We start from the raw sequence: 12,685 nt of genomic DNA, 5'->3' as shown, positions 1-12,685 counted from the left end.
TGATCGCCTGATCGGCGGGGCGGGCAATGACACGCTTGAAACCGACGGAATCGGCGATACCCTGTTTGGCGATGCAGGCGATGATCTGATCATCGCGCGCGGCACGCCCGGCGCTAATCTGGGCTCAAGTCTCGATGGCGGCCTTGGCGATGACACGATCATCGGCGATCTGAACGCCACCATCACCGGTGGCGACGGGGCCGACAGCATCACCATCGACAGCGCCTTTGGCTCGGCAGAATCGCCCGCCGTGATCACCGATTTTGACCCGGCATTCGACAGGCTGACGATTGATACGACAACCTTGGCGCAACCGCCGACGACACCCACGCTGACCCTACAAGCGGCGGCAAATGGAACCGATGTCGAGGTGCTTGTGGACGGCACGGTGTTCGTGGTCTTGCAGGCAAACAGCCTGTCCCCCGCGCTGACCGCAAGCATCACAATCATCCCCAGCTAAGGCGCCATCGTAATGAGGCCGCGCTGCGGTCTGGTTCATTTTCGCGCGGGCGGCGGGTTACACCGCCGCCTTGCGCATCTCGTCCAGGTAGATTTCGCGCAGCCGGGCGGTCATGCTGCCCGGCTTGCCCGTTCCGATGGCCTGACCGTCCAGCTCCACCACCGGCATGACAAAGGCCGAGGCCGACGTGATAAACGCCTCATCCGCCGCTTTCGCTTCGTCGATGGAAAAGGGCCGTTCTTCGACGACCATCTGCGCCTCACGCGCAAAGCGCAGCACCGCTGTCCGCGTGATCCCGCTCAAGATCTCGTGGCCCAGATGCCGGGTGACGATGGTGTTGCCCTTGACGATATAGGCGTTGTTCGACGTGCCTTCGGTGACATGGCCATCCTCGACCATCCACGCATCGTCACAGCCCGCCGCCTTGGCCATCATCTTGCCCATCGAGGGGTAAAGCAATTGCACCGTCTTGATGTCACGCCGGCCCCAACGCTGGTCTTCGATGCTCAACACCTTGAGCCCGACCTTGGCCATCGGCGCATCGGCCAGACCGGGCTTGGATTGGGTGAACAGCACGATGGTTGGCGTCGCATCCTTGGGATAGACGAAATCGCGATCCGCCGCCCCGCGCGTGATCTGAAGGTAGATCAGCCCCTCGTCGATGTCGTTGAGCCGCACCAGTTCGCGGTGGATGGCGAGCAATTCATCCTCGGTCACCGGACTGGCCATCTGCAACTCGTCGAGCGAGCGGTGCAAGCGCCTGACATGTCCCGCGAAATCGATCAGCTTGCCGCCCAGAACGCTTGTAACCTCATAGACGCCATCGGCGAACAGAAAGCCACGGTCGAAAATCGACACCTTGGCCTGATCCTCAGGCAGGTAGTCGCCGTTCACATAGACGGTGCGGGTCATTGCGGTCTCATCCCCAAAGCTCTGGCCGCGGTGGGTGCACCCCGGCGGCGTCGTAATCCAAAGGCGTTGCGCGGTCTTCGGCCAGCAAGAGCGGCCCGTCAAGGTCCACGATGGATGCGCCTTGCGCCAAAAGCACCGCGGGCGCCATCGCCAGCGAGCTGCCGACCATGCAGCCCACCATCACGCCAAGGCCCTGCGCCTCGGCCTCGGCTTTCAAGGCCAGCGCCTCGGTCAGGCCGCCGGTCTTGTCGAGCTTGATGTTGACCATATCATATTTGCCCCTGAGACCCGGAAGGCTCGACCGGTCATGGCAGCTTTCATCGGCACAGACCGGCAAGGGCCGGGCGATTTCGGCCAGCATCTCGTCGGCGCCGGCAAGCAAGGGTTGTTCCACCAGTTCCACCCCCAGCCGCACAAGATGGGGCGCCAGATCGGCATAGATCCCGGGCGACCAGCCTTCGTTGGCATCGACGATGATCCGGGCCTTTGGCGCGCCCCGGCGCACAGCCTCGAGCCTTGGCATATCCTCGGGCGTTCCAAGCTTGATCTTGAGAAGCGGGCGATGCGCGTGGCGGGCGGCGGCGGCGCGCATCGCCTCGGGCGCATCGAGCGACAGGGTAAAGGCGGTGATCACGGGCAAGGGGGCGCAAAGCCCGGCCAGTTCCCAGACAGGCCGCCCGGCGCTTTTGGCCGCAAGATCCCACAGCGCGCAATCGACCGCATTGCGCGCCGCGCCGGGGGCAAGGGCCCGGGCCAATTCGGCGCGCGTCACATCCGGCGACAGCGCCGCGATCTGATCGGTCACCGATGCCAGCGTTTCGCCGTAGCGCGCATAGGGCACGCATTCCCCCCAGCCGGTCCACCCGCCGCGCGTGATGCGCACCGTCAGCACGCGCGCCTCGGTCCGGGCCCCGCGTGAGATGACAAAGGCCTCGGCCAGACGGAAGCTGTCAGACGTGACGGTGATCATCGCGGCTCCAACGCAGGCACAGACACCCCTAACCTGCCCAAAGCCCGCGCCAAACGAAAGCCGTGTTTCAGAGGCGCGGCAGCAAGGCCACGGGCCGGTCGGACGATGTCTCGAAATCGACGGGGGCGGTGGTTGCGGCGGCGGTGTTGCGCTTGAATTCATAGCGCATCAGATCGCCGTGCTGTTCGGAGGCGACGATCAACGCCTGATACAGGTGCCGCGCGCCTTCATAGATGTCGATGAACCCCCGCAGGCGCGGCGCATCGGCCGCTTCGACCGCAAAACCGCTTTGGGTCATTTCGAGAATGGGAAAGGCCTCGTCGCCGACATGGACCACACGCGTCGCGCGACGGCGGCGGGCAAATTTCTGTACGGCGGCCAGTTCCTCGCGGACCGACTGGGGCAGAAAGCTCGACATCTCCGATTCCTTTTCTGGAGGGTCTGTGGACAAATTGGGGCGATTGTGGATTTGGTCAATGATTTGAATATGCTGCACCTGCAAACGTCACGATTCCGCCACAGCGCGCGCACTGGACGACGGCCACGCAAAGCCCCATGTTGGCCCCCAAGGGCCGGGCCGATGCACCGGCCGGCATGAGGCTTGAAGATGGCAGAACCCCATCCGGGTCATCCGATCCTGCACTTTCTCAACTCGGTCAGTGATGACGGCAAGCAACGGCTGACCAACAGCTTTGTCGGGCCCGAAGGCTTGCGCGATACCTTGGTGGCAGCGGGGCTGGCCCCGCGTGAAACGGCCGTGCCAGGATCGGGTCAGATGGCCGCGCTGATCGCCTTGCGCGAAGCGGCCTATGCCGTCTTGTCGGCCGTAGCGGCTGGGCGCAGACCCGATCGTGAAGAAGCGCTGATGCTGGAAACCGCCATCAAGAGCGCGCTACAGGATGCCAGCTTGGGCTTTCATGCGGGCGGGCTTGCGCTTGTGCCGGGGCCGCTGGGTGGCATCCATGATCAATTGGTCTTGTTGTTGTTTGACCTGATGCGGCGCGATGATCTGGGGCGGTTGTGCGAATGCGCGCGCTGTTCGCATCTGTTCTTGGATCATGGCCGCGGCGCGGGGCGGCGGTGGTGTTCGATGTCGCGCTGCGGCAACCGGGCCAAGGCGGCCGCCTTTCGCTTGCGCAAAAAGGCAACGACCGGCTGAGCCGCGCACCATAGGGCCCCTACGGCGCGCGGCCCCGGCCGCTCAGGCGACAAGCTGTTCGGCTTTGCGCAGATCGACCGAAACCAGTTGCGACACGCCCTGTTCCACCATGGTCACGCCAAACAGCCGATCCATGCGCGCCATCGTCACCGCGTGGTGGGTGATGACCAAAAACCGCGTGGCGGTCCGGCGCGTCATCTCATCAAGCAGATCGCAAAAGCGCGTGACATTCGCGTCATCGAGCGGCGCGTCGACCTCGTCGAGCACACAGATCGGCGCCGGATTGGCCAGAAACACCGCAAAGATCAGCGCCAGCGCGGTCAGCGTCTGTTCGCCGCCCGACAAAAGCGACAGGGTGGACAGCTTCTTGCCCGGCGGCTGGCACAAAATCTCCAACCCGGCCTCCAGCGGATCGTCGCTTTCCACCAGCACCAGACGCGCTTCACCACCGCCGAACAGATGCGTGAACAGCTTGGCAAAGTTCACGTTCACCTCATCGAACGCGGCAAGCAGCCGCGCGCGGCCTTCGCGGTTCAGGCCGGAAATGCCGGTGCGCAGCTTGGCGATGGCCTGTTCCAGATCGGTCTTTTCAGCGGCCAGCGTGTCATGTTCGTGTTGCACCTCACGGGCGTCTTCCTCGGCGCGCAGGTTGACCGCACCCAGCGCGTCGCGCTGACGGCGCAGGCGCTGCACCTCGGCCTCGACATGATCGGAGGGGGGCAGCGGATCGGGCAGATCGCCAAGGCTGTCGCGCAACGCGCTGGGGGTGGTTTCCATCTCGTCGGCGATGCGCTGGGCGGCGGCATCGGCCGCTTCGCACGCGCCATCGCGGCGGGCTTGGGCAGCGGCACGCGCTTCCCGCGCCTCGGATGCCGCACGCTCGGCGTCGCGTTCAGCGCCAATCGCGGCACGCAATCCGGCTTCGCCAACCGACAGGGCCTCACTGGCCGCGGCCTTGCGCCGTTCGGCGGTGGTGATCTTGTCGGCCAGCCCTGCGCGCATGTCGGTCAGGGCGCCGGGCTTGTGCCGGGCTGCCACCAATGCGGTGTCGGTGTCGGTCTGGCGGGCCTTGAGTTCGGAAAGACGCCCCGCCGCACTGTCAAGCCGCTTGCGCCACCCCGCGCTCTCTTCGCCGATCCTGGCGATGCGGGCGCTGCGCCTTTCGCCATCGCGCCTGATCTCATCATGGGCGGTGCGGCGCGCCAGCATCGTCAAGCGAGACGCCTCGAGCGTCGTGCGAATATCCTCGAGCCGGGCCTTTGCGGCGTGCAGATCTTCCAACTCGGCGCGGGCGGCCTCGGCGCGCAAAAGCTCGGTCGCGGCGGCCTGCGCCTCATCGGCATGGCGGGCGGCGGCCGATTGCAGCGTTTCCAGCTTGCCTTGCAACACGCCGCGCTCGGCCTCGGCCTTGGTCAGGATGCGCGACGCATCGGCCAGCCTTGTGTCGGCATCACGGCGCGCCATGCGCGCGGCGCGGTCGGCCTCGGTCAGATCGGCCAGATGGCGCGCCAGCAGCTCGTGGGCGGTGCGGGTTCCGGCGGCACGGGCGGCGGCGCGGGCGGCCTCGGCGCGCAATTCGGTCAGGCGGTTCACCTGTTCCAACCGACGCGCGGCCGACGACACGGCATCGGCGGCCGCGACCGCAAACCCATCCCAGCGCCACAGGTCACCCTCGCGGCTGACCAGACGCTGCCCGGGGTGCAACAGCGGTTGCAACCTTGGGCCGTCGGCGCGCTCGATGATCCCGATCTGCGACAAACGCCGCGCCAGCAATGCGGGGCCCTGCACCACCTCGGCGATGGGCCGCGCACCAGACGGAAGCGCGGCAGGGCTGCCATAGGCGGCCAGCATGCTCCAACCCGAACCGCCCGCAACCTTGGTCTCGGCCGCTTTCAGATCATCCGACAGGGCTGCGCCCAGCGCCGCCTCAAAGCCCTTGGCGACCGTGATCCGGTCAAGGATCTGATCGCCCTGCCCGCGTTCGCGGTCCAGCAGACGGTTGAGTGCGGCCACCTCGGCCTCCAGCGTTCCGGCGCGGCCTTCGGCATCGGCGCGGGCGGCGCGCGCATCGGATTCGGCGCTTTGGGCTTCGGCGCGGGCGATCTCGGCCTCGGTCAAGGCGTGCTCGGTGCCCAGGGCCAGATCGCGGGCAAAGGCCAGCGCATCCTCGGCGCTGGCCACATCACGCGCGATCATGGCCAGACGATCGGCGGCCTCGGCGGCCTGACGCGCGGCGGTCTCGGCTTCGGCGGCATGGCGGGCGCGGGCTTTTTGCGCATCGCTGACACGGCGCTCGGCGGATTGGTGACGGGCCGACAGGCGGGCGGCCGCTTCGGTGGCGTCGGCCAGATCCTGTTCGCGGGTGCGCAGCAAGGCGGCGGCCTGCTGGGCGGCGGCAAGGGCTTCGGCGACATGTTCGGCATGGCCTTGGCTATCACGCACAAGTTTGGCGCGCTCATCGTCAAGCCGCGCGATGCTGTCGCCCGCATCGGCATTCAGCGCGTCTTCGCGTTCGATGTCACGGGTCAGTTGGTCCAGCCGCCCTTCCAGCGTGGCGACCGCTTCCACGGCGCGCGCAATCTCGCCATCCAGCCCATCGCGTTCCAGCGTCAGACGCTGCACGATCGCCCCGGCGATGGCTTCTTCCTCGCGCAGCGGCGGCAGGGCGGCCTCGGCGCTTTCGCGGGCTCTGGCGGCGTGCAGGGCGGCGGCTTCGGCGCGGGCAGCGGCAGTCAGCACATCGCGCAGCACGGCCTCGGCGCGGTCGACAGCTTGCTGTGCATCGCCCCAGCGCAGCCACAACAACAACCCTTCGGCCTGACGCAGATCGGCGCCGATTTCGCGATAGCGCTGGGCCTGACGGGCCTGACGGGCGAGGGTCCCAATCTGGGCGGCAAGCTGTTCGAGCACGTCATCGACGCGCGCCAGATTGGCCTCGGCGCCATTGAGCTTCAATTCCGCCTCATGGCGCCGCTGATAGAGCCCCGAGATACCGGCAGCTTCCTCCAGCACACGGCGGCGCGCCTTGGGGCGGGCATTGATCAATTCGGAAATCTGCCCCTGCCGCACCAGCGCGGGGGAATGCGCCCCGGTCGAGGCATCGGCAAACAGCATCTGCACATCGCGCGCGCGCACATCCTTGCCGTTCAGCTTATAGGCCGATCCCGCATCGCGGGTGATGCGCCGGGTGATGTCGAGCGTGTCTTCGTCGTTGAAGCCCGCGGGGGCCAGTCGTTCGGAATTGTCGAGTTGCAGCACGACCTCTGCGAAATTGCGCGCGCCGCGCGTGGCGGCACCGGCAAAGATCACATCCTCCATCCCGTCGCCGCGCATGGCCGTGGGTCGATTTTCGCCCATCACCCAGCGCAGCGCCTCAAGCAGATTGGATTTGCCGCAGCCATTGGGGCCCACAACCCCGGTCAGCCCGTCCTGAATGATCAGGTCGGTAGGATCGACAAAGCTTTTGAAGCCATTCAGGCGAAGCCGGGTAAAGCGCATGGCGCGGCCCCTCCGGGATGCACACGATTCTAAGGCCTGACTGTCCGGCCCGCACGCCAGTGAGTCAAGCTTTGGCTACCCGATATAGCTACCCTTGGGCGGTTATCCCCAATCTATCTGAATTCGCACAAGGGATATGGCCGATTTCTTGGGGCAACCCAGATGTGGGTTCTGGCCGTGCCGGCACAGTGGCCCCTGACAGGTCATTGAGATTGCGCCCATCCAATGCTACCATCCGATCACCCGGCGCCGGGGGCAGCAGGCGCGCAAACAGGAGGATCGGGTCCTGACCGGACACACCACCGCGGTGGCTAAGACCACCCCCCGCCGGACCGCCGCTGCGGTCCAGATGGACGCACCGACCAGCCAGGAGTTGCTCGACAGCGTTCTTGCCTCTCTCGATGATGACAAGGCCGAAGACGTCGTGCAGATCGATTTGCGCGGCAAATCCTCGATTGCCGATTACATGGTGATCGCCTCGGGCCGGTCATCGCGACAGGTGGCATCCATCGCCGAAAAGCTCGTGGAACGCCTCAAGGACAGCCACAAGATGAGCTGCAAGACCGAGGGCAAAGGCACGGGCGACTGGGTCTTGATCGATGCGGGCGATGTCATCGTGCATCTGTTCCGCCCCGAAGTGCGCGAGTTCTACCAGCTCGAGAAAATGTGGATGCCCACGGCTGGCGCGGCGCAGTAGCGGCCGGCGATGCGGGTGCATCTTTGCGCGGTCGGGCGGCTGAGGGCCGGACCCGAACAGGCGCTGATCGACGATTACCTGACACGCTTCGACAAGACGGGGCGGACACTTGGTCTGAGTTGGGGCGGCATCACCGAGGTCGAGGATCGCCGGGGCGGCGGCATGGCGGCCGAGGCCGATCTGCTGCGCCGCGCGCTGCCACGCGCCGCACGGCTGTGGGTGCTGGATGAACGCGGGGTGCAGATGACATCGCCCGATTTCGCAGGCCAGATTGCCGCGCTGCGCGATGGGGGGCAGGGTGATCTGGCGATCTGCATCGGCGGGGCCGACGGGCTGGCCCCCGATCTGCGCGCCGAGGCGACGCTGGCCATTTCCTTTGGGCGCATGGTCTGGCCGCATATGCTGGCGCGCGTGATGCTGGCCGAACAGCTCTACCGCGCGGCCTCGATCCTGTCGGGTAGCCCCTATCACCGGATCTGAGCCGCCTCAGCGGTTCAAGATATCCTGATGATGGCGCCGCAACAGCACCAGCCCCAAGGCCAGCGGCACCATGGCCCACACCAGAACCAGCGGGACCGAGATGTAATCGGGCGCATAGGTTGGATAGATCCCGGTGCGCGCCAGGCCGGTGAAATGGATCCACGGCGTATACCACAAAAGACCCTGGATCGATGCAGGCATGTCCTCATAAAGGAAAATCACCCCGGCCACCAGAAACAGGGGGCGTGTGGCGATCCCCCACAGGGCACCCCACGCGGAAAACAGACCCGCCAACAGACAATTCAGCGTTCCGATCCCCAACCCCAGCAGCGCCGCCAGGATCACCGACAAGATGATCGGCCCGATGCTCAGCGTCGCCGTGGCAGCGGTGAAGTGCAAAATGCCGATCAGCACGATGATCAAGACCACAACCCCGGTCAGAAAGTTCAAGATGAACCGGGCAAGGATCGCGTCGATCCACGACACCGCCGGATACATCAGCAAGGGTTTGGAAAACATCAGGGCGGTTTGCACACTGCCCGCCACGCTGGCGTAGATCGTGAACGGCAGATAGCCCGACGCATAGAACAGGATGAAGGAATTCCCCAGCGACGGCGCGCGCAGCAGGATGGAAAAGACCACCGCCATCACGATCAGCGCACCCATCGGTTCCAGCACCGCCCAGATGTAACCGCCGGGCGTGCGACCATAGCGCGTCGACATCTCGCGCAGCACAAGCGCCGTGATCGACCGCAGCCCGGCAAAGGACCGTCGCGCCGTCACCGTCCGGCTTGGCGGCGGCAGCCCACTGTATGGATCGGTCGTGCTCAACGATAGCTCCAACGCGCTGGCCATGTCGGGCGGGACTATGTATGACCAAAGGGGGGATTTCAAACCATTGATCTAAGGCATGCAATCTTGGCCGATGCAAATGCACCAAAGATAACGCAGGCAGCCGCCGCACAGGGCACGATCGCGGCCATGCAACCGGTCGCCGCTGCGCCACGCCCGGCGGCCAATCCCGCCGCGTCGGCACAAAAACCTGTGCCACCCCAAGCGGCTGAACAGACCTTTCGACCAATCGCCCGCCCCGCGCGTCTGCAGCGACGGCATTATGGCCTGTTGGTGTCGTTCGTGGTGATGGTGGTCGCGCCGTTGCTTGCCACCGTCTATTACCTTTATGGCTTTGCGCAGGATCAATATGCCTCCGATGTCGGCTTCACGGTCCGCAGCGACGAAGGCAGTTCGGCCACCGATATCATGGGTGGCCTTGCGCAATTCACAGGTGCCGGCGCCGGCACCGATGGGGATATTCTTTTCGAATTCATCACCAGCGCCGAGCTTGTCGGACGGCTGACGCAGCGAATGGATCTGATCACGCATTACGCGGCACCCTACGCCACGGACCCGATCTTTGCCCTGTCGCCCGATGCGTCATTCGAGGATCTGGTTTCGCATTGGCAGCGCGTGGTGCGGGTCTCTTATGCTCAGGGAAACGGCCTGATCGCCCTTGAGGTGCTGGCCTTCGATCCCGAAACAGCCCATGCGCTGGCCACCGCGATCATGGCGGAAAGCCAGTCGCTGATCAACGAATTGAACGCACAAGCCCGCGCCGATGCCATGCGCTTTGCCCAGAGCGATCTGGATGCAGCCCTGATCCGTTTGCGCGCCGCGCGCGAAGCCTTGACGCAATTTCGCACCCAAACCCGCATCGTCGATCCCGAAAGCGATCTTCAGGGGCGGACAGGCGTTCTGAACACGCTGCAACAGCAACTGGCCGCGGCTTTGATCGAATATGATCTTTTGTCGGAAAACACGGCCAACCCCAATGATCCCCGCGTTGTTCAGGCCCAGCGCCGGATCGAGGTGATCCGCGCGCGCATCCAGCAAGAACGACTGGATTTCGCGACCAGCGATATCGGCACCGAAGGTCTGGATTATCCGACCCTGATGGCGCGGTTCGAAGGGCTTCTGGTCGATCGTCAATTCGCGGAAGAAAGCTATCGCGCCGCGCTGACCGCGCTGGATGTCGCGCGCACGAATTCCGCGCGCCAAAGTCGGTATCTGGCCGTCTACATCCGCCCCACCCTGCCCGAAAGCGCCCAGTTCCCCCGGCGCGACGTGATCGCGGGGCTGGCGTTGATGTTCCTGACGCTCGCATGGGCCATCGCGGCCTTGGTCTATTACAGCATTCGTGACCGCCAATAGGGGCAGGGCGCGATGATCCGCTTCGACAGTCTGACGAAATCCTTCGATGTGAACGGGCGCCGCAAACTGGTGATCGACAACCTGTCGCTCACGGTCGAAACCGGAAAATCCCTTGCCCTTCTGGGCCGCAACGGGGCGGGGAAATCGACCCTGATGTCGATCATCGCAGGCAACATGCGCCCCGATCGTGGCCGGGTCCTTACGGATGGCACGATGTCATGGCCCATCGGACAGGCGGGTTCGATCCACCCGCTGATGACCGGCGCGCAAAATGTGCGCTTCATCGCCCGCGTCTACGGCATCGAAACCGAGGAATTGACCGATTTCGTTCAGGATTTTGCCCAGATCGGGGCCCATTTCCACATGCCGGTGCGCACCTATTCCTCAGGCATGCGCAGCAGGCTGACCTTTGGCCTGTCGCTGGGGATCAAGTTCGACACCTATCTGATCGACGAAGTCACCGCTGCGGGCGACGCCGCCTTTCGTGCCCGCAGCGCGGCGTTGTTTCACGAACGGATGAAAACCTCGGATGCGATCATGGTGAACCACAATCTCGGTGAGCTCAAGGAATTCTGCGACGCGGCCCTGATCTTGGAAAACGGGAAACTCCAGTATTTCGAAGACCTTGACGAAGCGATTGATCGCCACAAGAAAAGCCTTTCCTGAGGCCTGCCGCAGCAAGGCAAACAAAGGGTTCACAAAGCCCCGACAATCCGCGCGGATTTTCGCGGTCTGACCACATTTCCTGCCCGAAGCTGCCCTGAAAGACCGTCAGCCTGATCGGCATTGATGTCTTGGGGGGAATGCGCAATGCCGCAGCTGACCGTGACAGGTCAGGTTCTGACCACCCAGAATAGTCTGGATTTCGGGATCACCGATCTGATCGTGCATGCCACGCAGACCGGAACGTATCTGTATTCCACATCCGGCCCGAACGGAGGGGTCGTGGCCTATGCGATCAATCCGGCGGGCGGTTTGTCGGTGATCGATTTCACATATTTCACCGCCAGCATGTCAGAGGGCGTGATGGACCGTCTGGCGTTGATCGACACAGCCAATGGCCCACGCCTTGTCGTCGCGGGCGCGGCAGACGGGGGCCTGACGGCACTGACGCTGGGCGCAAACGGCATGATCGGCACCCAGAACCAGATCAGCGGTCTTTCGAATGTGACCGGGAATGTGTTCGACGTCGATCAGTTGGGCCATGAAACGCTTTTTCTGGCCAATTCCGGCAATGGTTCGATCGAGGCCTATGCCATGATGGCTTCGGGTTCCCTGTCCCGTCAGTATACGGTCCTCGATACCCCCGGGCTTTATGCCGACTCGGTCATTGCGCTGGATACGCTCTCGGTCGGGGGCAAAAGCTACCTTTTGGGTGCCAGCCTGACGGAACAGGGCATCACCGCCTATCGGATCACAGACGACGGGCTTTTGCCGACGGGAAATCTCGGCATCAACGAAGGCGTGGGGATCATGACGCCCAATGCCCTTGTCACCACGACGCTGGCCGGGCGCAGTTTCGTTCTGGTGGGATCGGCCCCCGAAAGCGGTGCCGGTCAATCCGGCGCAATCACGGTGATGCAATTGACCAGCGACGGCCGGTTGGTCGCGACCGATCATGTGATCGACACGCAAGACACGCGCTTTGGCATGTTGCAAAGCCTTCAGGTGGTCGAGGCGAACGGCTTCACCTATGTGTTGGCCGCGGGCGGTGACGATGGCATCACCGTGTTCTTGTTGCTGCCCAACGGCCGGTTGCAGCTTGTCGATGTGCTTGCCGACAGCTCTTCCAGCGGGCTGGAGAATATCTCGGCCATTGCGGCGGTTTCGGCGGGCGACCGGATGCAGGTTTTCGTGTCGTCCGAGGTCAGCGCCGGCATCACCACGCTTGATCTTGATACATCGGCCAATGGCGCCATGCTGTCCGCCATGGCCGCAGGCGGCGATCTTTCGGGGGGCGCCTTGAACGACATCTTGATCGGTGGGGCTGGCAATGACCATCTGATCGGCAATCAGGGCGACGACACTCTCGAGGATGGCTCCGGCATCGACACCCTGACCGGGGGGTCGGGTCGTGACGTCTTTGTGCTGCGGGCCGATGGGATGATCGATCAGATCACCGATTTCGAACCCGGCCGCGATCGGTTGGACCTGTCGGGCTGGCCCTTTCTTTATGACGCCTCGCATCTGAGCATCCAGCCGACCGCCAATGGCGCCATCGTGACATGGCGGCAAGAAACCCTGGTGATCGAGACGCTGCTGGGCGGGACGCTGACACCGGCCCAGGTGATCGCCGCGGTC

At 64.4% G+C, this 12,685-nt stretch carries 11 protein-coding genes and 1 pseudogene; 7 read left to right on the top strand and 5 right to left on the bottom strand.

Annotated features, from left to right (window positions below; genetic code table 11):
* Positions 1 to 460: pseudogene (locus Q0094_RS02795) on the top strand (hypothetical protein); the annotation flags it as partial.
* A gap of 57 nt (positions 461 to 517) precedes the next feature.
* Here the strand turns inward: Q0094_RS02795 and Q0094_RS02790 are convergent.
* From Q0094_RS02790 to Q0094_RS02780, 3 genes are all read right to left on the bottom strand, one after another.
* Entirely contained in the window at positions 518 to 1,372 is an 855-nt protein-coding gene (locus Q0094_RS02790; RefSeq protein ID WP_297615033.1) for a D-amino-acid transaminase, read from the bottom strand.
* A gap of 7 nt (positions 1,373 to 1,379) precedes the next feature.
* Positions 1,380 to 2,342 (bottom strand): N-acetyl-D-Glu racemase DgcA, encoded by a 963-nt coding sequence (gene dgcA, locus Q0094_RS02785; protein WP_297615031.1) that lies wholly within the window; start codon positions 2,340 to 2,342, stop codon positions 1,380 to 1,382.
* A 67-nt stretch (positions 2,343 to 2,409) separates the two neighbouring features.
* Complete coding sequence (locus tag Q0094_RS02780; RefSeq protein ID WP_297615029.1) at positions 2,410 to 2,760, bottom strand: hypothetical protein; 351 nt, start codon at positions 2,758 to 2,760, stop codon at positions 2,410 to 2,412.
* 189 nt (positions 2,761 to 2,949) lie between these two features.
* Here Q0094_RS02780 and Q0094_RS02775 point away from each other — a divergent pair, with 189 nt between their 5' ends.
* Positions 2,950 to 3,501 (top strand): CGNR zinc finger domain-containing protein, encoded by a 552-nt coding sequence (locus Q0094_RS02775; protein WP_297615027.1) that lies wholly within the window; start codon positions 2,950 to 2,952, stop codon positions 3,499 to 3,501.
* Positions 3,502 to 3,543: 42 nt separating this feature from the next.
* Here the strand turns inward: Q0094_RS02775 and smc are convergent, their stop codons facing one another.
* Positions 3,544 to 6,999 (bottom strand): chromosome segregation protein SMC, encoded by a 3,456-nt coding sequence (gene smc / locus Q0094_RS02770; protein WP_297615025.1) that lies wholly within the window; start codon positions 6,997 to 6,999, stop codon positions 3,544 to 3,546.
* Positions 7,000 to 7,348: 349 nt separating this feature from the next.
* On the opposite strand from smc, the gene rsfS reads away from it, so the two are divergent.
* The gene (gene rsfS, locus Q0094_RS02765) at positions 7,349 to 7,696 is read left to right on the top strand and encodes a ribosome silencing factor (protein ID WP_297615023.1); all 348 of its coding nucleotides are present in this window, start codon (positions 7,349 to 7,351) and stop codon (positions 7,694 to 7,696) included.
* A gap of 9 nt (positions 7,697 to 7,705) precedes the next feature.
* Positions 7,706 to 8,176, top strand: a complete 471-nt coding sequence (gene rlmH / locus Q0094_RS02760) for a 23S rRNA (pseudouridine(1915)-N(3))-methyltransferase RlmH (protein ID WP_297615021.1) — start codon at positions 7,706 to 7,708, stop codon at positions 8,174 to 8,176.
* Positions 8,177 to 8,182: 6 nt separating this feature from the next.
* Here the strand turns inward: rlmH and Q0094_RS02755 are convergent, their stop codons facing one another.
* Entirely contained in the window at positions 8,183 to 9,031 is an 849-nt protein-coding gene (locus Q0094_RS02755; protein WP_297615019.1) for an ABC transporter permease, read from the bottom strand.
* A gap of 63 nt (positions 9,032 to 9,094) precedes the next feature.
* On the opposite strand from Q0094_RS02755, the gene Q0094_RS02750 reads away from it, so the two are divergent.
* The 3 genes from Q0094_RS02750 to Q0094_RS02740 all read left to right on the top strand — a co-directional run.
* Positions 9,095 to 10,384 (top strand): sugar transporter, encoded by a 1,290-nt coding sequence (locus Q0094_RS02750; RefSeq protein ID WP_297615017.1) that lies wholly within the window; start codon positions 9,095 to 9,097, stop codon positions 10,382 to 10,384.
* 12 nt (positions 10,385 to 10,396) lie between these two features.
* On the top strand, positions 10,397 to 11,050 hold the full coding sequence (locus Q0094_RS02745) for an ABC transporter ATP-binding protein (protein WP_297615015.1): 654 nt from the start codon (positions 10,397 to 10,399) through the stop codon (positions 11,048 to 11,050).
* A gap of 144 nt (positions 11,051 to 11,194) precedes the next feature.
* A partial coding sequence (locus tag Q0094_RS02740; RefSeq protein WP_297615013.1) for a M10 family metallopeptidase C-terminal domain-containing protein occupies positions 11,195 to 12,685 on the top strand: 1,491 nt, incomplete at its 3' end.

This window comes from uncultured Roseicyclus sp., assembly GCF_937892565.1.
Taxonomy (GTDB): Bacteria; Pseudomonadota; Alphaproteobacteria; order Rhodobacterales; family Rhodobacteraceae; genus Roseicyclus.
The sequence above is the reverse complement of the archived record's forward strand: the minus strand, read 5'-3'. Positions and strand labels throughout refer to the sequence as shown.